This window comes from Hydrogenophaga sp. NFH-34 (assembly GCF_021401345.1).
In the GTDB taxonomy this organism is placed as follows: Bacteria; Pseudomonadota; Gammaproteobacteria; order Burkholderiales; family Burkholderiaceae_C; genus Hydrogenophaga; species Hydrogenophaga electricum.
Map to the genome: position 1 here is coordinate 24656 of NZ_JACBGE010000035.1, position 18995 is coordinate 43650.

Sequence of the window (18995 nt, forward strand, 5' to 3'; positions counted from 1 at the left end):
GCTCAGGGCTTGAGCTTTTCCAGCCCGGCGAAATCGATCCGGCCCAGCGCGTCCAGGCATTGGGCTTCGGTGGCTTCGATGCAGCTCAGGCTCACCATCCAGCGCCCGCCCACCTGGGTTTCGATGTTCATGCTGGTCGCCGTGCTGCGGGTCAGCAGAAAGCGGCGGCCGCCCTGCACCAGGCTTTTCTGGGTGTCGTTCCGGACGTCCTGCTTCAGGTAATCGGCGCCGTAATCGCGGTACATGCGGGCCGCGTTGGCGCCTTCGTCACCGATGCGAACCACCAGTTCGAGCCGGGCGGGGCCGTTGAAGGCCGCCTTGTAATGCGCCTGGGCCTGGCTGGTCTTGCCTGTGAACATGTCCCGACCGGCCTCCACCTTCAACCGTTCCACGCCTTTCCAGGCCAGCGGCAGAAAGGGTTTGAGGCGCCCAGGGTCGACCGGTTGCGCGGGATCGGCCCAGGCCAGGGGCATCGACAGCGCGGCGGCCAGGGCCAGCGCGCAGGTTCGGACGGGCATCGGCATGCGAAGACTCCGGAAAAGGGGAACGGGACAGTAGGCAGCATGCTAGGGCGGCGTTACATTGGGCGCATCCTTCACATGAACGAGAGCCCCCATGCGGGTCCTGCCTTCCGAGGCCACCGGTCGATCCCCGTCGACGCCCCCTTCGGCGGGCGGACGCGGCGCCATGCCATGAGCGCGCCGAGCCCCGACACCTTGCTGCTGGAGGCCTACCAGGCGGTGGGCGACCCGTCGCGCTGGGACGGGCTGATCGCGCGCTGGGCAGACGCCCTGGAGGCCGACTCGGGCCTGCTGTTCACCCCCGGTGACCAGTTCAATCACCAGCCGATGCACGGTCATCGGTACGACTTCGAAACCGCCCAGTCCTACGGCGCCTACTTCCACCTGCACGACGACTGGACCCTGACGGCGCGCAGCCGCGGCCTGTTCCAGGCCGGCCACACGGGCTGCGGCGAGGCCATCGTGCCGCAGAACCGCCTGCGCCGCTCGCTGTTCTACAACGACTTTCTGCGCCGCATGGGCCAGGAATGGCTGCTGTGCAGCGTGCTCTTCCAGGCCGGCAACCGCCAGGCCATGCCCGAGACCGTGCTCTCGTTCTACCGCCGCACGGGCCGCCGCGCGTTCGGGCGCGGCGCCACGGCGGCGCTGCAGAAAACCGTACCGCACTTGCAGCGCTGCCTGCTGCTGCACCACGAGTTGCTGCGCGCCCGCGCCGACCGGGCGCAGATCGAATCGGGCCTGGACCAACTGGGCCTGGGCATGCTGATGCTGCAGGCCGACGGCCGCGTGCAGTTCGCCAACCGCCAGGCCGCCGCCGTGCTGCGCGCCGGCGCCACGCCCGCCGTGCTGCCCATCCTGCAGCAACTGGACCGGCGGGCGCGGCTGGGGCAGTACACCGGCCAGCGCCTGGCGACGGCACTCGGCCCGGTGTTCGCGATCAGCACGCCGGGCCAGCGCCCGGGCAGCACGCAGCCGGCCGGGGCGGTGATCTGGCTCATCGGCGCGCGGCACAGCGGCCAGGGCGCGCTCACCCTGGCCGCCAACCTGTTCGGCCTCACCCCTGCCGAACAGAAAGTGCTGGCATTGCTGATGCAGGACCAGACGCCGAAACAGATCGCGCAGGCGCTGGGCATTCAGCTGAGCACGGTGCGCACGCAGCTCTCGGCCCTGTTGCAGAAAACCGGCGTTCGGCGCCAGCAGGAACTGCTGCGCCTGATCGCCGCCTTCCCCGGCGGCTGAGCCCGGCCGGCACCGCCGGGGAAGGCCGTCCTTCATCTGAAGGATGCGGCGCGCCGGAGCGCTCCCTAGCATCCCGGACATCGCCGCCACAGGGAATCCGGATGCACCTCCCCACCGCTGCCGCCAGCGTTCTGGCCGGGCTGCTCGCCTTCGCGGCCCGGGCCGACACGGCCGTGCCCACGCAGGATCTCAAGGGCCTGAGCGACCCGCCGGGCCTCTCGCGCTACACCGGTTCGGTGCTGCTCTACCGCAACGACGCGGACTACGACGAAGTGCGCCTGCCGACCTCGAAACCCGTGGACAAGAACGGCGAGCCGGTGGCGCCCAAGGCGCTGGCCGTCGCGGGCCAGCGCAGCGCCCTGCAATACCTCGTGCCACCGGGGCGTTCACCGCTGGAGGTGCTGCGCAACTACCAGCAGGCCTTCAAGACACAGGGATTTGAAACCGTCTACGAATGCGCTGGCCCAGCCTGCGGCGCGTCCGACATCAGCCTGCACGGTTACGACCTCGGGCGCCTGCTGGTGCCCGCGAACTACGCCAGCGCCATCGGCGACAACAGCCCGGCGGCCTGTGCCGGCGGTGCCTTCGTCGGCGACCTGCGCTACGCGGTGCTGCAGCACAAGGCCAGCGGCGCGGCCATGGCGGTGATGAGCTGGAAGCCGGGCAATGTGTCGGTGTACTGCGACGAGGCGGCGTTCAAGAAGCACACCAGCGTGTTCCTGGTGCGTGTGCAGCCGCAGGCCCGCGCGCAGACCATGGAAACCCTCTCGGCCAGCGAACTGGGCCAGTCGCTGACGGCCACCGGCAAGGTCGCCGTCTACGGCATCCTGTTCGACACCAACCAGAGCGACCTCAAGCCCGAGAGCCGGCCCTCGCTGGAGCAGATCGGCGCGCTGATGAAGCAGCACCCGGCGCTCAAGCTGCACGTGGTCGGCCACACCGACAACGTCGGCGCCTTCGAGGCCAACCTGGGCCTGAGCAAACGCCGCGCCGAAGCCGTGGCGGCCGCGCTGGCGCAGGACTTCGGCGTGGCCCGCGCGCGCCTGACGGCCAACGGCGTGGCCAGCCTGGCGCCCGTGCAGAGCAACGCCGACGAGGCCGGCCGGGCGAAGAACCGGCGCGTCGAACTGGTGCTGCAGTGAGCGCGCCCACCCCGACCTCGCCAGGGCACCCCATGAACCCGACGACCGGCCCCCGCCCCACCAGCCTGCGCTGGCGCAGCGCTCTGGCCTGCGCAGTGCTGTTGCTCGCACCGACGGCCCAGGCCGGCCCCCAGGCGGCGGCCGAAGCCGCCTGGGGCTGCATCAAGGCCAACGGCAAGGCCGTGGCCCAGGGCGCGCAGACCGGCGTGCGCGTGCTGACGTTCATCGCCACCAAGCCCTTGTGCGTGGCGCAGCTGGTGACACCGCCGCCCGCCGTGCCGCAGGTGGCCATGGGCATCACGGTAGGCGTCGCCACGCAGCAGCAGTTGACCAGCTACAGCGCCTGTTCCGACCGCATCTACGGCTTTGTGGCCCACCCGGTACTGGGCGCGGTCAAGAGCGCGCTGGACCAGGCCCCGCAGGTGCCGCCGCCCCTGGACCACCTCAAGGACGGTCTGGCCGACCTGGCGGCCGACAACGCCGTGGAGTTGCTGACCAGCATTCCCGGCGCCGAGGTCGTCACCGGTGGCATCGACTGCGGCTGCGCACTGGTCGACGCGGGTCTGCAACCCGATACCGTGGTCCAGATGGTCGCCACCACGAAGCAGGTCGCGCAGCAATGCACCGATGTGCTGGAAGAACTGGGCCCGGCCGGCCAGGGCATTGCCGCGGTGGGCGGTGCGGTCTCGACCGCCTGGCGCGACTCGGTCAAGAACCCCCAGCACATGCCCTACCAGCAGTACTACGACCGCTTCTGGGCGCCGCAGGTCGAGGGCCTGGCCCAGAAGCTGATCCAGCCCGGCTCGCAGGACTGGACCCCCACCGTCAAGCCGCTGTGGGACCGCTGCGTCGACTATTTCGACAGCCACAACCAGTACCGCGACACCGCCCGCGTCACCTGCGATTCGATGCGCGACGGCGTGCACATTTTTCCGCAGCGGGGTTTCGTGCAGGCGGTGAACCTGCGTACCTGGCAGCTGGCCGTGCCCGGCGCGGTCGAAAACTACGCCCGCTACCTGGCCCAGCAGCAGGGCGACTACGCCCGGGCCAACAACCTGGGCCACAACCGGCTGACACTGGCCCTGTCGGCCGTCATCTTCCGCGACTTCGGCCTCACGCCGGCGGGCGCAGCCCCGCGCGACGGCCACGGCAATCCGCAGTGGATCGGCGGCGGCGCCAGCCTGGGGGCCAAGGCGATGGCTGCCGTGCCCCAGGCCAAGATCGCCAGCCCGGCCGTCCTGGACGCCCACACCGTGGCCATGAGCAGCGTGATCGCGGGCGCCTACAACGGCAGCGCGCTGCTGCAGAAGGTGCTGCGCTGGCAGGCGGCCTACCCGCTGATCAAGGCCGCGCGCTGTGCCATTCCACCGGCCATCCGCATTCCGGGCAGCGCGGGTGATGCCGGTGTCCCGCCCAAGATCCGCATTCCCGGCACCGCCCTGCCCCGGGTGGCCCTGGGCTGCCACGACCCCAACGTGCCCGACGAAGCCCGCGCCGCGGCCGTGAATGCGTGCCAGACCCTGTCCGTCGACCTGCAGGAGTTCCTGGTCCTGAGCTGCCCGGCGCCCCGCCCGGCGGCGCCCCTGGCGTCGGTGAACACGCCCCCCGTGGTGACAACCTCGCCCCCCACCTTGCCCGTGCGGGTGCGGCCGGCCCTCAGCGAGGAAGCCACCCCCGCGCCCGCACCGGACAACCCGCCCGCCGCTCCGCCGCCCATCCGGCTGCGGGTGCGGCCGACACTGCCCGGCCACTGAGGCCACCGGCCGGCCTCGCGGAGCAGCGCCTCAGCGCGCCGCTGCGAAGGCCACGTACCAATCCAGGCAGCCCGGGTTGGCCATGGCCTCCTTGTTGATCACCTTCTCCAGCGGCTGGCCCAGCAGCAGCTTCTTGATCGGCAGCTCCTGCTTCTTGCCCGAGAGGGTGCGCGGGATTTCGGCCACCTGGAAGATGGCGTCGGGCACGAAGCGCGGCGACAGCGAGTCGCGCACCGCCTGGTTGAGCCGGCCGCGCAGCGCATCGTCCAGCACCACCCCGGGGCGCAGCACCACGAACAGCGGCATGTAGCTTTCCCGGCCCAGGTATTCGAGATCGACCACCATGCTGTCGAGCACCTCGGGCAGGGCCTCGACGGCGCTGTACAGCTCGCTGGTGCCCATGCGCAGGCCGTGGCGGTTGATGGTGGCGTCGCTGCGGCCGTAGATGACACACGAGCCGTCGGGGAAGATGCGCAGCCAGTCGCCGTGGCGCCAGACGGCGCCGGCTTCGGCAGACAGGTCACCGCCGCCGGGCTTGCGGCCGTGACCCGGCGGGAACATGTCGAAGTAGCTGCCGATCAGGCGCTGGTGGTTGATGTCCCCGACGAAGTACAGCGGCATGGAAGGGATGGGCTGGGTGCAGACCAGTTCGCCCACTTCGTCGATCACGGGCCGGCCCTGTTCGTCCCAGGCTTCGACCGCCGAGCCCAGCTGCCGGCACTGCATGCGGCCGGGCGTCTGCGGCAGGTCGCGCAGGCCCCCGATGAAGGAGCCGGCGAAATCCGTCCCGCCAGAAATGTTGCACCACCAGATATCGCCCCCACGCTCCGCTGGTGGCACGGGTTGTGGCCCGGTGGCGGGGTCGCGGTCATCCCCGTCATGCCCGCGCAGGCGGGCATCCACCGCCGCCCGCACCCGGCGGAACTGTTCGGTGCCCCAGTTCTGCGCGTCTTCCGACAGCGGTGAACCGGTGGTGCCGAGCACGCGCACGGCCGACAGGTCGCCGCAGGCGGTGAGGTCGACACCGGCCTTGAGGCAGTTGGCATAGAAGGCCGCACCGGCGCCGAAGAAGGTGACACCCAGATCGGCCGCAAAGCGCCAGAGCGTGGTCCAGTCGGGGTGTTCGCGGCTGCCGCCGGGGTTGCCGTCGTAGAGCACGCAGGTGGTGCCGCCGAGCAGGCCGGCCATCTGCGCGTTCCACATGATCCAGCCGGTGGAGCTGTACCAGTGGTAGCGCTCGCCCCAGGTGTTGGGGTCGTAGCTGCAGCCCACGTCGTTGTGCAGCGCGCCCATGGCACGCATCACCAGCAGGATGCCGCCGTGGCCGTGCACGATGGGCTTGGGCAGGCCGGTGGTGCCGCTGGAATAGACGATCCACAGCGGGTGGTCGAAGGGCAGCCACAGGGGCTCGAACGCCGCCACGTCCGCGTCGTCGCGCGCGGTCACCGCCGCCAGGTGCGCGCACGGCGCGGCCGCGTCCAGCGCGGCCTGCCGGGCGGCCGGTTCTTCGGCCAGGTTGGTGTGCAGCAGCACGTGGCGCACGGTGGGCAGGGCGGCGCGCAGCTCGGCCACCACGCCCAGGCGGTCGTGGTCCTTGTGGCCGTAGGTGACGCCGTCGCAGGCGATCAGCACCACGGGTTCGATCTGCCGGAGGCGGTCGAGCACGGCGTGCGTGCCCATGTCGGGCGCGCACACGCTCCACACCGCGCCGATGCTCACCACCGCCAGGAAGGCGACCATGGTTTCGGGGATGTTGGGCAGGTAGGCCGCGACGCGATCACCTGGCTTCACACCCTGCGCGCGCAGGTGCAGCGCCAGCGCCGCCGCCTGGCGCTGCAGATCGGGCCAGGACAGCTCGGTGTGGCGCCCTTTTTCATTGCGGGCGATCACCGCCGGAAAGCCCGCCGCGTGCGCCGGCGCCACATGGCGCAGCGCCTGTCGCGCGAGGTTGACCTGGGCCCCCGGGAACCACACCGCGCCGGGCATGACGCTCTTCGCCAGCACCGCCGTGTGCGGTGTGGGCGACTGGATGTCGAAGTAGTCCCAGACGCTTTGCCAGTAGGCGTCCAGGTCGGTCACCGACCAGCGCCACAGCGCGTCGTAACTGTCGAAAGAAAGCCCGCGCTCGCGGGCCAGCCAGGCTTGGTAGCGACGGATCTGGGGTTCGCAGGCCGCCTTGTTCGGGGTTGTCTCCATGCGCCATAGGGTATCGGCCGCCCGGTGGATTTCCAAGGCCCCGGACCTAGGGTTTGTACGAGTGTTCAAGTTTTTTGTACGAACGTCCAATACCGGCCATGGAGACACGCCCCCCGAAGCGCCGGGCCCCGGCCAGAGCCGCCGAGACCGCCGCACGCCCCGACCGCAAGCAGGCCATCCTGCTGGCCGCGGAGCGCCTGTTTGCCGAGCACGGCTACCACGGGGTTTCGATCCGCCAGATCGCCGACGAGGCCGGCGTGCCGCTGGCCCTGGTGGGCTACTACTACGGCCAGAAGCACGAGCTGTTTCACGCCATCTTCGAGCACTGGCGCCACACCATCGACGAGCGGCTGGCCCTGCTGGCGCAGGTGGGCGAGCTGCCAGCCGAAACGCAGACGCTGGAGCGTGTGGTGCGCGCGTTCGTGGAGCCGGTGATGCGCATGCGCGCCAGCCCCGAAGGCGAGTACTACGCACAGTTGGTGGCGCGCGAGCTGGCCTACCGCACGCCGGAAGCCGACCGCGTGCTGTCCCACTATTTCGACCCCATGGCGCACGCGTTCATCGACGCGTTGCTGCAGGCCTGCCCCGGCAGTGACCGGAGCCAAGCCGCCTGGGCTTACCAGTTCGCGCTGGGCGCGCTGATCCACCATATGAGCGATCGGCGCGTCGAGCGTCTGTCGCTGGGCGCGAACGTGCCCAGCGACCCCGCGGCCCAGCCGCAACTCGTGGCCTTCATCACAGCGGGCATTGCCGCTGCCATGAAGGCCGCCGAGCCTGTTTCCCCTCCCACCACAAAACCGTCCGAACCCCGAAGGAGACCCGCATGACCATCCCACGCACCATCCGCCCCGCCGTCCTGGCCACCGCCGTCTGGCTGGCCTTTGCCGGCGCACCGGCCCACGCGCAGCAGACCATCAAGCTCACCGCGGCCGCCGGCCACCCGCCCGTGTTCCTGTGGGTCAAGACGCTGGACGAGGTGTTCATTCCCGAAGTCGACCGCAAGCTCGCGGCCGGTGGCAAGTACAAGATCGAGTGGACCAAGGCCTTCGGCGGCACCCTGGTGAAGCTGGGCAGCGAGTCCAAGGGCATTGCCGACGGCGTGGCCGATCTGGGCGTGGTCAGCACGCTGTTCGAGGCGGCCAAGTTCCCGCTGCAGAACGTCTCGTACTACACGCCCTTCGGCACCGACAACATCGAGCTGATGAGCCAGACCATCGCCGGTCTGCAAAAGAACATTCCGGCCATGGCCGACGCCTGGAACAAGAACGGGCTGACCTACCTGGGCGGCATGGCGCTGGACTCGTACCACATCTGGACCAAGTTCCCAATCACCCGCATCGAGGACCTGAACGGCAAGAAGATCAGCGCCCCCGGCCCGGCCGCCAACTGGATCCGCGGCACCGGCGCGGTCGGCGTGGCCGGCTCGCTCAACACCTACTACGAGGACATCAAGTCCGGCGTGTCCGACGGCGTGGTGGTGTTCACCACCGGCGCCTGGGGCGCCAAGGTTCATGAAGTGGCCCCGTACGTGACCAAGGTGAACTTCGGCGCCCAGTTCGCCGGCGGCATCGCGATCAACAAGCGCCGCTTCGAAAAGCTGCCGCCCGAAGTGCAGGCCGCCATCCGCGAAGCCGGCGACAAGTGGACGGCCGAATACGCCAAGGCCCAGTCGGCCCTGGTGGACACCCGCTTCAAGGAAATGGCCGCGGCCGGCGCCAAGATCAGCGAACTGCCCGAGGCCGAGCGCAAGCGCTGGGCCGATGCGCTCTCGCCCGTGGCCAAGACCTGGGCCGCCGATGCCCAGAGCAAGGGCCTGCCCGCCGACCAGGTGCTCAACGGCTACATGAACAGCCTGATCAAGGCCGGCACCAAGGTGCCGCGCGACTGGAGCAAATAAGGTGACGGCTTCCCGCAACGAGCCGGGGGCCTCCGGGCCCACCGGCGGCGCTTTCGCGCCCGACGCCTACAACCAGGCGCTGCCCTTCGGCCTGCACCACCTGTTCGGTGCCATGAACGCGCTGGGCACGCTGTGGATCCTGGGCCTGATGGTGCTGATCAACCTGGACGTGTTCGGCCGCAACCTGCTGTCCACGCCCGTGCGCGGCGTCACCGAAATGGTTTCGCTGTCCATCGTCGGCATCGTGTTCCTGCAACTGGCCGACACCCTGCGGACCGGCCGCTTCACGCGCGCCGACGTGCTGATGGACCGCCTCAAGCGCCAGCAGCCCCGCGTGGCCGACGCCCTGCAGGCGGTGTTCCACCTGGTGGGCCTGGTGCTGATGCTCATCATCCTGCAGGCCAGTTGGGAGCCGCTGGTGGAGTCGATCCGCATCCGCGAATACGTCGGTGCCGTCGGTGACTTCCAGGCCCCTGTGTGGCCGATCCGGCTGGTCACCCTGCTGGGGCTGGCCACCACCGCGTTGTGCTTCGGCCTGCTGGCCTGGATGGACCTCAAACGCATGGCCGCGCGCGGCCGCCTCGCGGGAGACGCCGCATGAGCAGCGAAATCATTGCCCTGGGTTCGCTGGTGCTGATGCTGGCGCTGATCTACGCCGGCATGCACGTGGCCATCACCCTGGGCCTGCTGAGTTTCGTGGGTGTCTGGCTGATCCGCGGCGACATGGACATCGCGGCCAACCTGCTGGCGCAGGCGGTCAGCGACTCGATCGCCAGCCACATCTTCGGCGTGGTGCCCTTGTTCGTGCTGACGGGCTTTCTCGTCGCCTACGCCGACGTGGGCAAGGACGCCTTCGAGGTCGCCAACCAGGCCTTCCGGCGCATCCGCGGCGGGCTGGGCATCGCCACCGTGGCGGCCAACGCGGTGTTTGCCGCCATCACCGGCATCTCGATCGCCTCGGCCGCGGTGTTCACGCGCGTGGCGGTGCCGCAGATGCTGCGCTTCGGCTACCAGCCGCGCTTCGCGGTGGGCGTGGTGGCCGGCTCCTCGGTGCTGGGCATGCTGATCCCGCCCAGCCTGCTGATGATCCTCTACGGCTTCCTGTCGGACCAGTCGGTGGGCGACCTGTTCACCGCCGGCATCGTTCCCGGCCTGATCCTCGCCGTGGCCTTTGCCGGCGTGATCCTGCTGATGGCCTGGTGGCGCCCGGGCATGGTGTACGTGGGCGAGCCCCAGCCCGTGGACGACGAGGCGCTGATGCCGCTGTCGGAAATGCTGCTGAAGATGCTGCCCATCGTGCTGCTGATCGGCTCCATCCTGGGTGGCATCTACACCGGCCTGTTCACCGCCACCGAAGCCGGCGCGGTCGGCGCGCTGGTGGCGCTGCTGATCGCGCTGGTGCGGCGCAAGCTCACGCTGCGCAGCTTCTGGGGCGTGCTGACGGAAACCGGCCACGTCACGGTGTCGGTGAGCTTCCTGATCATCTGCGCCAACATCTACACCCGCATGCTGGCCATGAGCGGCACACCGCAGGCCATGCTCGAATGGATGGGCGCCGCCGGTCTGGGTGTGGTGGCGTTCCTGGTGATCTACGTGGTGGTGGTCGTGCTGCTGGGCACCATCATCGACTCGTCGTCCATCCTGCTGATCATGCTGCCGCTGATGCTGCCCATCGCCCAGCAGTTCGAGCTGAACCTGATCTGGTTCGGCGTGATCACCGTGGTGGCGGTCGAGATCGGGCTGCTCACACCGCCCTTCGGGCTGAGCATCTACGTCATCAAGAGCACCTTGGGGCGCACCGTGGACATCCCGCTGGGCGAGATGTTCCGCGGCACCGCGCCCTTCACGCTGACCATGCTCGCGGTGCTGGCGCTGCTGATGGCCTTCCCGCAACTGAGTCTGATGCTGCTGAAATGACGCCACGGCCCAACCCCCTGGACGGCTTCACCGTCGACCGCGCCGCCATCCGCTACGTCGGCGAAGGCCTGCAGCGGCCCGAGTGCATCCTGGCCGAGCGCGACGGCTCGCTGTGGGCCGCCGATGCGCGTGGCGGCGTCACGCACATCGCCCCCGACGGTGCGCAGCGCTTCATCGGCCAGCGTGCCGACGAGCGCTTCGCCACCGCCGCCGAGGGCAGTGCCGACGGCTTCGAAGCCAAGTACACGCAGGGCACGCTGCCCAACGGCCTGGCCTTCGCCGCCAATGGCGACATCCTGATCTCCAACTTCGGCACCGACCTGTTGGAGGTCATGACCCGCGAGGGCCAGACCCGCACCCTGTTCGACCGCATCGACGGACAGCCCATCGGCAAGGTCAACTTCGTGCTGCGCGACTCGAAGCAGCGCATCTGGCTCACGGTGTCCACACGCGTCAACCCCTGGACCACCGCTGCCGCCAGCCGCGTGCGCGACGGCTACATCGCCGTGGTGGACGAACGGGGCATCCGCGTGGTCGCCGACGACTTCCACTTCACCAACGAGATCCGACTGGATGCGAAGGAAGAGTGGCTCTACATCGTGGAGACCACCGGCCCGCACATCAGCCGCATGCGGCTGGACGAATCGCACGCCGACGGCGTGCGGCTGACCGACCGCGAGCTGTTCGGCCCCGAGCACCTGGGCGGCTACCCCGACGGCATCGCCTTCGATAGCTTCGGCAACCTCTGGTGCACGCTGATCATGGTGGACCAGCTCATCGCGCTCACGCCCGAGGGCGACAAGCGTCTGCTGCTCGACGACGGCAACCCCGAAGCCAGCCGCCACCTTCTGGCAAAGATGGACGCCGGCACCGTGACCGCCGAGGACATGCAGCGTACCCACGGCAGCCTGGCGCCCTGGATGGCCAGCATCACCTTCGGTGGCCCCGACCTGCGCACCGCCTACCTGGGCAGCCTGCTGGGCACCCGCATCCCATACTTCCGTTCACCCGTGCCGGGCCTGCCCATGGCGCACTGGTAACCCACCCCACCACAAAGACCCAAGGAGAACCCCATGCCCCGCCGATTTGTCGACCTCTCGATCTACCTGGAAAACGACGTCATCTCCGACCCGCCGGCCTTCGCGCCCAAGATCCAGTACTTCGACCACAAGAACTCCTTCGAACAGATGGCGCCCTTCTTCCCGGGCCTGAAGCAGGAAGACCTGCCCGATGGCGACGTCTGGGCGGTCGAGATGATCCAGCTGTCCACCCACAACGGCACCCACCTGGACGCGCCCTACCACTTCCACAGCACCATGGACAAGGCGCTGGGCGAGAAGAAGCCGGCCATCACCATCGACGAGGTGCCGCTGGAATGGTGCTTCCAGCCCGGCGTGAAGCTGGACTTCCGCCACTTCGCCGACGGCTACGTGGTCACCGCGGCCGACGTCGAAACCGAGCTGGCCCGCATCGGCCACACGCTGAGCCCGCTGGAGATCGTGGTGGTCAACACCCGCGCCGGCAGCCGCTATGGCAACAACGACTACGTCAGCGCCGGCTGCGGCATGGGCTACGACGCCACCATGTACCTGCTCGAACGCGGCGTGCGCCTGACCGGCACCGACGCCTGGAGCTGGGACGCGCCCTTCGTCTACACCGCGCAAAAGTACGCCGAATCCAAGGACGCCAGCCTGATCTGGGAAGGCCACAAGGCCGGCCGCGACATCGGCTATTGCCACATCGAGAAGCTGCACAACCTCGAAGCCATCCCGGCGACGGGCTTCTACATCAGCTGCTTCCCGCACAAGATCCGCGGCGCCAGCGCGGGCTGGACGCGCGCCGTGGCGATCTTCGACGATGCCCTGATGGCATCGAAGTGACCTTGCCTGCGGGCCGCACCCTGCCAACCACAGCGCCCTCCACCGTCACGCCCGCGTTCGCGGGCGTGACGAAGGCCCGGACTCGCCAGACCGGTCCGCTGCGGCCTTCATTTCATCCGAACACGGAGCCACACCCATGACCCTGAACCACACCCACGACCCCGCTGCCCGCAGTTGGCTCGAATCGGCCAACGCCGAAGGCAGCGACTTCCCGATCCAGAACCTGCCCTTCGGCGTCTTCCGCCGCCGTGGCACGAACGAGGCGTTCCGCGGTGGCGTGGCCATCGGTGACCAGGTGATCGACCTGGCCGCCGTGGCCCGCGCCGGTGCCGTCTCGGGCCTGGCGGCGCAGGCCGCCAGCGCCGCCGCGCAGCCCGCGCTCAACGAACTGCTGGCCATGGGCCCGGCCGCCTGGAGCGCGCTGCGCCACGCGCTGTTCGACGCCCTCCAGGCCGGCGCCACCGGCCCGGGCGTGGACGCGCTGCGCGCCAGCCTGGTGCCGCAAAGCGCCGTGGAACACACCGTGCCCACCCGCATCGGCGACTACACCGACTTCTACACCTCCATCCACCACGCCCGCAACGTCGGCCGCGTGATCCGGCCCGACAACCCGCTCACGCCCAATTTCCAGTGGATCCCCATCGCGTACCACGGCCGCGCCTCCAGCGTGGTGATCAGCGGCACGCCCTTCCACCGCCCCAGGGGCCAGGCCATGGCGCCCGGTGCCCAGGCCCCCGTGTACGGCCCCTGCCGCCGCCTCGACTACGAGCTGGAGATGGGCTTCTACGTCGGTCCCGGCAATGCCCTGGGCCAGCCCATCCCGATCGGTGAGGCCGAGCAGCACATCTTCGGCATGTGCCTGCTCAACGACTGGTCGGCGCGCGACCACCAGTTCTGGGAAATGGACCCGCTGGGCCCCTTCCTCGGCAAGAACTTCTGCACCACCGTCTCGCCCTGGATCGTCACCATGGAAGCGCTGGCCCCCTACCGCGTGCCCTTCGCCCACCCGGCCGACGAGCCCCAGCCCCTGCCCTATCTGGACAGCCCCGCCAACAGCGCGCAGGGTGGCGTGGACGTGCAACTCGAAGTGGTGCTGCAGAGCGCGAAACACCGCGCCCAGGGCCATGGCGGCGACCGGCTTTCGGCCACGAGCTTCAGCCACCAGTACTGGACCATCGCGCAGATGCTGACGCAGCACACCAACAACGGCTGCAACCTGCAGCCCGGTGACCTGCTGGGCACCGGCACCATCTCCGGCCCCGCCTACGAGGAAGCCGGCGCCATCGTCGAGCTGTCGCTGGGCGGCACCAAGCAGATTCCCCTGCCCGCCACCGGCGAGACCCGCACCTTCCTGGAAGACGGCGACACCGTGGTGCTGCGCGGCTGGTGCGAAAAGCCCGGCGCGGCGCGCATCGGCTTCGGCGAAAGCCGGGGCGAGGTGCTGCCGGCCGTCGGCGGCGCCTGATCCGGTCCCGGCCATGACGCCCGCCACGCCCACGCTCACCCCGGTCTTCGACCTCACGGTGCGAGTCGCGCCGCCGCTGGAAGCCGGCCCGGTCAGCGGGCGGGGCGTGCAGGGCCTGCGCCGGGTCATTCCCATCACCGGCGGCACCGTCTCCGGCGGCCTCAACGGCGAGGTGCTGGCGGGCGGTGCCGATTTCCAGCTCGTGGTCAGCGACACCACCGCCGACCTCGACGCCCGCTACCTGCTGCGCCTGCACGATGCCGGCTGGGCCGGTGCCCACGTGATGGTGCACAACCGGGCACTGCGCCGCGCCAGCGCCGCCGACACCGCGCGCCTGGTGCGCGGCGAACCGGTGGACCCGGGTGCGGTCTATTTCCGCTGTGCGCCCACCTTCGAGGTCTCGCACCCGGCGCTGGCCTGGATGACGGAACACCTGTTCCTGGGCAGCGGGATTCGCCGCCCCGATCACGTCGCCATCCGCGTGTTTCGCGTCGACTGACGCGGATCAAACCGGCGCGCCACCGGCAGCGCCATCATCCGCCCCGCCCGGCAACTGTCCTGCCCGCGGCGGCGCTGTGCTGCAACGCAGCTTGAGCCCAGTGCCGGCGACCCGGCAGAATCTCGGCCGGCCGCGCGGCCATTCGCGTGCGCCCACATCACAACAACATTTACATCCAGGAGTTCTCATGGGCTTGTTCCAATGGAGCGAAAAATCATCGGCCACACTGGCGGGCGGCGGGGTCATCGGCCCTGACGAAAGGCTGCCCTGGCCACAGACCGCCGCCATGGGCGTGCAGCATCTGATCGCCATGTTCGGCGCCACGGTGCTGGCCCCCATCCTCATGGGCTTCAACCCCAACGTCGCCATCCTCATGAGCGGCGTCGGCACGCTGCTGTTCTTCCTGTTCACCGGCGGCAAGGTGCCAAGCTACCTCGGATCGAGCTTCGCCTTCATCGGCGTGGTGATCGCCGCCACCGGCTACGCCGGCCAGGGCCTGAACGCCAACATCGGGGTGGCGCTGGGCGGCATCATGGCCTGCGGCGCGCTGTACTTCGTGATCGGCGCCGTGGTCCAGGCCATCGGCACCGGCTGGATCGAGCGCTTCATGCCGCCCGTGGTCACCGGCGCCGTGGTGGCAGTGATCGGCCTGAACCTGGCCGGCATCCCGATCAAGAACATGGCCCCGACTGACTTCGACAAGTGGATGCAGGGCATCACCTTCGTCTGCGTCGCGCTGGTGGCCGTGTTCAGCAGCGGCATGCTGCAGCGCCTGCTGATCCTGGTCGGCCTGATCGTGGCCAGCATCGTCTACGCCGTGCTGACCAACGGCCTGGGCCTGGGCCAGCCGTTGGACCTCAGCGGCATCGCCAACGCGGCCTGGTTCGGCCTGCCGAGCTTCAGCGCACCGGTGTTCCAGGCCAACGCCATGCTGCTGATCGCGCCGGTGGCCGTCATCCTCGTGGCCGAGAACCTGGGCCACATCAAGGCCGTGACCGCCATGACCGGCAAGAACCTCGACCCCTACATGGGCCGCGCCTTCATGGGCGACGGCCTGGCCACCATGGTGGCCGGCAGCGTCGGCGGTACCGGTGTGACCACCTACGCCGAAAACATCGGCGTGATGGCCGCGACCAAGATCTATTCCACCGCCGTGTTCCTGGTGGCCGGCCTGATGGCGCTGCTGCTGGGCTTCTCGCCCAAGTTCGGCGCGCTGATCCAGGCCATCCCGCTGGCCGTGATGGGCGGCGTGTCCATCGTGGTGTTCGGCCTGATCGCGGTCGCGGGCGCGAAGATCTGGGTGGACAACCGGGTGGATTTCTCCGATAACCGCAATCTGCTGGTGGCCGCCATCACGCTGGTGCTGGGCACGGGCGACTACACGCTCAAATTCGGCGAATTCGCGCTGGGGGGTATCGGCACCGCGACCTTCGGGGCCCTCCTGCTGTGGGCCCTCATCGGTCGCCGAAAGGCCTGAGCCCGTTCAACTTGGCGGGTCACCGGCCGATAGGAAAAACAACGCCCGCACGCTTTCCGTCGGCGGGCCTTCAGGAGAAAAGCCCCCCATGACCGCGACCCGCCGCCCCGACGACCTGGCCCACTATCTGCAGCTGATGGTGGCGCACGGGGCGTCCGACCTGTTTCTCTCGGCGGGCACGCCCGCCGCCCTGAAAGTCCAGGGCGTGGTGCGGCGCCTGCCCGAGCCCCCGCTGGAGTCGACGCACACCCAGCAGCTCGCGTATTCGGTGATGCGCGAGACGCAGATCCGCGGCTTCGAAGCCACGCTCGAATGCGACCTGGCCATCGCCCTGCCCGGCCTGGGGCGCTTTCGCGTGAACGTGTTCCGCCAGCGCGGCGACGTGGCCGTGGTGGTGCGGCACATCAATTCGCGCATTCCCTCGCTGGACCAGCTCAAGCTGCCGCCCATGACCAAGAAGCTGGCCCTGCTCAAGCGCGGGCTGGTGCTGGTGGTGGGCGCAGCGGGATCGGGCAAGTCGACCACGCTGGCGGCCATGATCGACCACCGCAACCGCAATGCCAGCGGCCACATCCTGACGGTGGAAGACCCGATGGAGTTCGAGCACAGCCACGGCAGCTGCATCGTCGACCAGCGGGAAGTGGGGCTGGACACGCAGAGCTTCGACGAGGCCCTGCGCCACGCCATGCGCGAGGCGCCCGACGTGATCATGATCGGCGAAATCCGCGACCGCCAGACCATGCAGCACGCCCTGGCCTACGCCGAGACGGGCCACCTGTGCATGTCGACCCTGCACGCCAACAACGCCAACCAGGCGATCCAGCGCATCCTCAACTTCTTCCCCGAAACGGCGCACAAGCAGATCCTGATGGACCTGTCGCTCAACCTCAAGGGCGTGATCGGGCAGCGGCTGATCCGCGGCCAGACCGAGAAGCTGGTGCCCGCCGTCGAGGTGATGCTGCTCTCGCCCTACGTGGCCGACCTGATCCAGAAAGGCCAGACCGACGAGATCAAGGACGCCATGGCCCGCAGCAACGAAGTGGGCATGTGCACCTTCGACCAGTCGCTGTACGCGCTGTTTGCCCAGGGCGAGCTGTCGGCCGAACAGGCCATCGAACACGCCGATTCGCGCACCGATCTGTCGCTGCGCATCCGCCTCCAGCACGGCCAGCCGCCCGACGCCTCGGCGCTGCGCATGAGCCCCGACTGAGGCCACCGCCAGCGCGCACCGGGCGCTGTGCACACCGCGGTTGTGCGGGCACGACAGGCGCGGCAATCGCGCACACAAAGCCGGAAACCCGCGCGCACCGGGGCCGCGCCACCGGCGCACCGCCCTATGCTGACCCCAGGGCCGCCGCGCGGCCTGGTCCCCTGTCCGCTTTCTGCCGCACCATGAACCGATCCTTCGCCCTTCGCCTGGCCGTGCCCCTGCTCGCGCTCGCTGGCCTCAGCGCCTGCCAGACCCCGCCCACCCCGGCGCCCGTTGCGCCCTACACCGGCCCGGTGCTGCCCATCCAGCAGGCCGAGCGGGGCGTGGAAATCTTCCTGCCCAGCGCGGCCCTGTTCGACACCGGCAAGAGCACGCTCAACGCCACCGAATCGGGCCCCTACCTCGACCGCATCGCGCACCTGGTGACCACCAAGAGCGACAAGGCCATCGCCCTGGAAGGCCATGCGGACAACACCGGATCCGCCGAGCTGAACCAGCGCCTGTCCGACGAACGCGCGGCCGAGGTGGGCCGCGCGCTGGAAGCGCGCGGCGTGCCCGCCGCCCGCCTGCGCACCGCCGGCTTCGCGGCGCGCCGCCCGGTCGCCTCCAACAGCACCGAAGAAGGCCGGCGCCTGAACCGGCGGGTCGAGGTGGTGCTGCTCGACGAAAAGGTCGAAACCCTCACGCGCGGCGAACCCGCCGGCGCGTTTGTGTCGGCCTGGGAACAGCTCAAGTCGCTGATCGATCAAGGGCTGGTCCGCCCGGTGGGCCAATGAGCATGAACCCGCAACGCAGACAATGGCTGGCACTGGGCGCCGGCCTGGCCGCCACCCGCTGGGCCTCGGCACAGCCGGCCAACCGCACCCGACCCGATCCCCGCGCACCCGCCCCGCGCCGCATCGGCCTGGCGCTCGGTGGTGGCTCGGCACGCGGCTTCGCGCACATCGGCGTGCTGCAGGCGCTGGACGAAGCCAAGGTGCCCGTCGACGTGGTGGCCGGCACCAGCGCCGGTGCCCTGGTGGGCGCGTTCTACGCGGCCGGCATCTCGCCCTGGAAGATGCAGGACATCGCGCTCAAGGTGCGCGACATCGACGTCGCCGACTTCGCCTCGGGCAGCAAGCGCGGCATGCTCGGTGGCATGGCGCTGCGGCGCCTGGTCAACAGCCTGCTTGGCGACGTGCCGATCGAAAAAATGCCGCGCCGCTTCGCCGCCGTGGCCACCGACCTGGCCTCCGGCGACAAGGTGGCGCTGCAGCGCGGCGACACGGGTGCCGCCGTGGCGGCCTCGTGCGCGATCCCCGGGGTGTTCATCCCGGCCCAGCTCAACGGCCGCGAACTGGTGGACGGTGGTCTGACCAGCCCGGTGCCCGTGGGCGTGGCGCGCCAGCTCGGGGCCGAGGCCGTGATCGCGGTGGACGTGGGCGGCAAGCCCAGCGCCAAACCGCGCAGCGGGCTCTATGAAATCATCCTGCAGTCGTTCGAGATCATGGGCCGTTCGCTGGCCGAGATGGAAGGCCAGACCGCGAACGTGCTCATCCGCCCGCGCACCGACGCCTTCGACAGCTCGGACTTCAACGCCCGCAAGGAAATGATCGAAGCCGGCTATCTGGCCGGCCAGTCTGCCCTGCCCGAGCTGCGCCGCAAGCTTGGCCTGGGCTGAACCACCGGACGGCCCCAGGGCTTGTATCTTCATATCTGACTGGCGCGGTAGAGTGTGGCCGCCGTTGAGGCGGCCAGACCGGCCCGTGCAGTTTGGTAGCGGCTGGGGTGATCGAGCCCGTGACTGAGTACAGAACGC

The 18995-nt window shown here is 69.5% G+C and carries 17 protein-coding genes; 15 read left to right on the forward strand and 2 right to left on the reverse strand.

What is annotated here, in order from left to right:
• Positions 1-2: 2 nt before the first annotated feature.
• Positions 3-524 carry a hypothetical protein gene (locus tag L0977_RS23565; RefSeq protein ID WP_234267375.1) on the reverse strand — a complete coding sequence of 174 codons (522 nt, stop codon included), beginning with the start codon at positions 522-524 and terminating at the stop codon, positions 3-5.
• A 168-nt stretch (positions 525-692) separates the two neighbouring features.
• Here L0977_RS23565 and L0977_RS23570 point away from each other — a divergent pair, with 168 nt between their 5' ends.
• The 3 genes from L0977_RS23570 (at position 693) to L0977_RS23580 (ending at position 4656) form a co-directional block, all read left to right on the forward strand.
• Positions 693-1760 carry a helix-turn-helix transcriptional regulator gene (locus tag L0977_RS23570; RefSeq protein ID WP_234267376.1) on the forward strand — a complete coding sequence of 356 codons (1068 nt, stop codon included), beginning with the start codon at positions 693-695 and terminating at the stop codon, positions 1758-1760.
• 101 nt (positions 1761-1861) lie between these two features.
• Positions 1862-2902 (forward strand): OmpA family protein, encoded by a 1041-nt coding sequence (locus L0977_RS23575; RefSeq protein ID WP_234267377.1) that lies wholly within the window; start codon positions 1862-1864, stop codon positions 2900-2902.
• A 32-nt stretch (positions 2903-2934) separates the two neighbouring features.
• Positions 2935-4656, forward strand: a complete 1722-nt coding sequence (locus tag L0977_RS23580; RefSeq protein ID WP_234267378.1) for a hypothetical protein — start codon at positions 2935-2937, stop codon at positions 4654-4656.
• 30 nt (positions 4657-4686) lie between these two features.
• On the opposite strand, the gene L0977_RS23585 is transcribed toward L0977_RS23580, so the two are convergent.
• The gene (locus L0977_RS23585) at positions 4687-6852 is read right to left on the reverse strand and encodes an acetoacetate--CoA ligase (protein WP_234267379.1); all 2166 of its coding nucleotides are present in this window, start codon (positions 6850-6852) and stop codon (positions 4687-4689) included.
• A gap of 98 nt (positions 6853-6950) precedes the next feature.
• On the opposite strand from L0977_RS23585, the gene L0977_RS23590 reads away from it, so the two are divergent.
• The 12 genes from L0977_RS23590 to L0977_RS23645 all read left to right on the forward strand — a co-directional run bounded on the left by L0977_RS23590 (position 6951) and on the right by L0977_RS23645 (position 18857).
• Positions 6951-7679, forward strand: coding sequence for a TetR/AcrR family transcriptional regulator (locus L0977_RS23590; RefSeq protein ID WP_234267380.1), 729 nt, complete (start codon positions 6951-6953; stop codon positions 7677-7679).
• Positions 7676-8749 (forward strand): C4-dicarboxylate TRAP transporter substrate-binding protein, encoded by a 1074-nt coding sequence (locus L0977_RS23595; protein WP_234267381.1) that lies wholly within the window; start codon positions 7676-7678, stop codon positions 8747-8749. Before L0977_RS23590 ends, L0977_RS23595 begins: the two co-directional genes overlap by 4 nt.
• A 1-nt stretch (position 8750) precedes the next feature.
• Positions 8751-9350: a TRAP transporter small permease subunit gene (locus L0977_RS23600; protein ID WP_234267382.1), complete on the forward strand. Its 600-nt coding sequence runs from the start codon at positions 8751-8753 to the stop codon at positions 9348-9350.
• A complete protein-coding gene (locus tag L0977_RS23605) occupies positions 9347-10666 on the forward strand; it encodes a TRAP transporter large permease (RefSeq protein WP_234267383.1) in 1320 nt (439 codons plus the stop codon). The genes L0977_RS23600 and L0977_RS23605 overlap by 4 nt, the downstream gene beginning before the upstream one ends.
• Complete coding sequence (locus tag L0977_RS23610) at positions 10663-11706, forward strand: SMP-30/gluconolactonase/LRE family protein (RefSeq protein WP_234267384.1); 1044 nt, start codon at positions 10663-10665, stop codon at positions 11704-11706. The genes L0977_RS23605 and L0977_RS23610 overlap by 4 nt, the downstream gene beginning before the upstream one ends.
• A 33-nt stretch (positions 11707-11739) precedes the next feature.
• Positions 11740-12546, forward strand: coding sequence for a cyclase family protein (locus L0977_RS23615; protein ID WP_234267385.1), 807 nt, complete (start codon positions 11740-11742; stop codon positions 12544-12546).
• A gap of 136 nt (positions 12547-12682) precedes the next feature.
• Complete coding sequence (gene fahA / locus L0977_RS23620) at positions 12683-14011, forward strand: fumarylacetoacetase (protein ID WP_234267386.1); 1329 nt, start codon at positions 12683-12685, stop codon at positions 14009-14011.
• Between the two features lie 13 nt (positions 14012-14024).
• Complete coding sequence (locus tag L0977_RS23625; protein WP_234267387.1) at positions 14025-14510, forward strand: DUF3237 domain-containing protein; 486 nt, start codon at positions 14025-14027, stop codon at positions 14508-14510.
• Positions 14511-14697: 187 nt separating this feature from the next.
• Positions 14698-15987, forward strand: coding sequence for a solute carrier family 23 protein (locus L0977_RS23630; RefSeq protein ID WP_234267388.1), 1290 nt, complete (start codon positions 14698-14700; stop codon positions 15985-15987).
• 88 nt (positions 15988-16075) lie between these two features.
• On the forward strand, positions 16076-17197 hold the full coding sequence (locus L0977_RS23635) for a PilT/PilU family type 4a pilus ATPase (RefSeq protein ID WP_234267389.1): 1122 nt from the start codon (positions 16076-16078) through the stop codon (positions 17195-17197).
• A gap of 182 nt (positions 17198-17379) precedes the next feature.
• Positions 17380-17973 (forward strand): OmpA family protein, encoded by a 594-nt coding sequence (locus L0977_RS23640; protein WP_234267390.1) that lies wholly within the window; start codon positions 17380-17382, stop codon positions 17971-17973.
• Positions 17974-17975: 2 nt separating this feature from the next.
• Complete coding sequence (locus tag L0977_RS23645; protein WP_234267391.1) at positions 17976-18857, forward strand: patatin-like phospholipase family protein; 882 nt, start codon at positions 17976-17978, stop codon at positions 18855-18857.
• Positions 18858-18995 lie beyond the last annotated feature (138 nt).

Excerpts from the sequence above, each read along its gene's own strand:
- L0977_RS23565 (WP_234267375.1), bottom strand. The coding sequence starts at position 524 with ATGCCGATGCCCGTCCGAACCTGCGCGCTGGCCCTGGCCGCCGCGCTG.
- L0977_RS23570 (WP_234267376.1), top strand. The coding sequence starts at position 693 with ATGAGCGCGCCGAGCCCCGACACCTTGCTGCTGGAGGCCTACCAGGCG.
- L0977_RS23575 (WP_234267377.1), top strand. The coding sequence starts at position 1,862 with ATGCACCTCCCCACCGCTGCCGCCAGCGTTCTGGCCGGGCTGCTCGCC.
- L0977_RS23580 (WP_234267378.1), top strand. The coding sequence starts at position 2,935 with ATGAACCCGACGACCGGCCCCCGCCCCACCAGCCTGCGCTGGCGCAGC.
- L0977_RS23585 (WP_234267379.1), bottom strand. The coding sequence starts at position 6,852 with ATGGAGACAACCCCGAACAAGGCGGCCTGCGAACCCCAGATCCGTCGC.
- L0977_RS23590 (WP_234267380.1), top strand. The coding sequence starts at position 6,951 with ATGGAGACACGCCCCCCGAAGCGCCGGGCCCCGGCCAGAGCCGCCGAG.
- L0977_RS23595 (WP_234267381.1), top strand. The coding sequence starts at position 7,676 with ATGACCATCCCACGCACCATCCGCCCCGCCGTCCTGGCCACCGCCGTC.
- L0977_RS23605 (WP_234267383.1), top strand. The coding sequence starts at position 9,347 with ATGAGCAGCGAAATCATTGCCCTGGGTTCGCTGGTGCTGATGCTGGCG.
- L0977_RS23610 (WP_234267384.1), top strand. The coding sequence starts at position 10,663 with ATGACGCCACGGCCCAACCCCCTGGACGGCTTCACCGTCGACCGCGCC.
- L0977_RS23615 (WP_234267385.1), top strand. The coding sequence starts at position 11,740 with ATGCCCCGCCGATTTGTCGACCTCTCGATCTACCTGGAAAACGACGTC.
- fahA (WP_234267386.1), top strand. The coding sequence starts at position 12,683 with ATGACCCTGAACCACACCCACGACCCCGCTGCCCGCAGTTGGCTCGAA.
- L0977_RS23625 (WP_234267387.1), top strand. The coding sequence starts at position 14,025 with ATGACGCCCGCCACGCCCACGCTCACCCCGGTCTTCGACCTCACGGTG.
- L0977_RS23630 (WP_234267388.1), top strand. The coding sequence starts at position 14,698 with ATGGGCTTGTTCCAATGGAGCGAAAAATCATCGGCCACACTGGCGGGC.
- L0977_RS23635 (WP_234267389.1), top strand. The coding sequence starts at position 16,076 with ATGACCGCGACCCGCCGCCCCGACGACCTGGCCCACTATCTGCAGCTG.
- L0977_RS23640 (WP_234267390.1), top strand. The coding sequence starts at position 17,380 with ATGAACCGATCCTTCGCCCTTCGCCTGGCCGTGCCCCTGCTCGCGCTC.
- L0977_RS23645 (WP_234267391.1), top strand. The coding sequence starts at position 17,976 with ATGAACCCGCAACGCAGACAATGGCTGGCACTGGGCGCCGGCCTGGCC.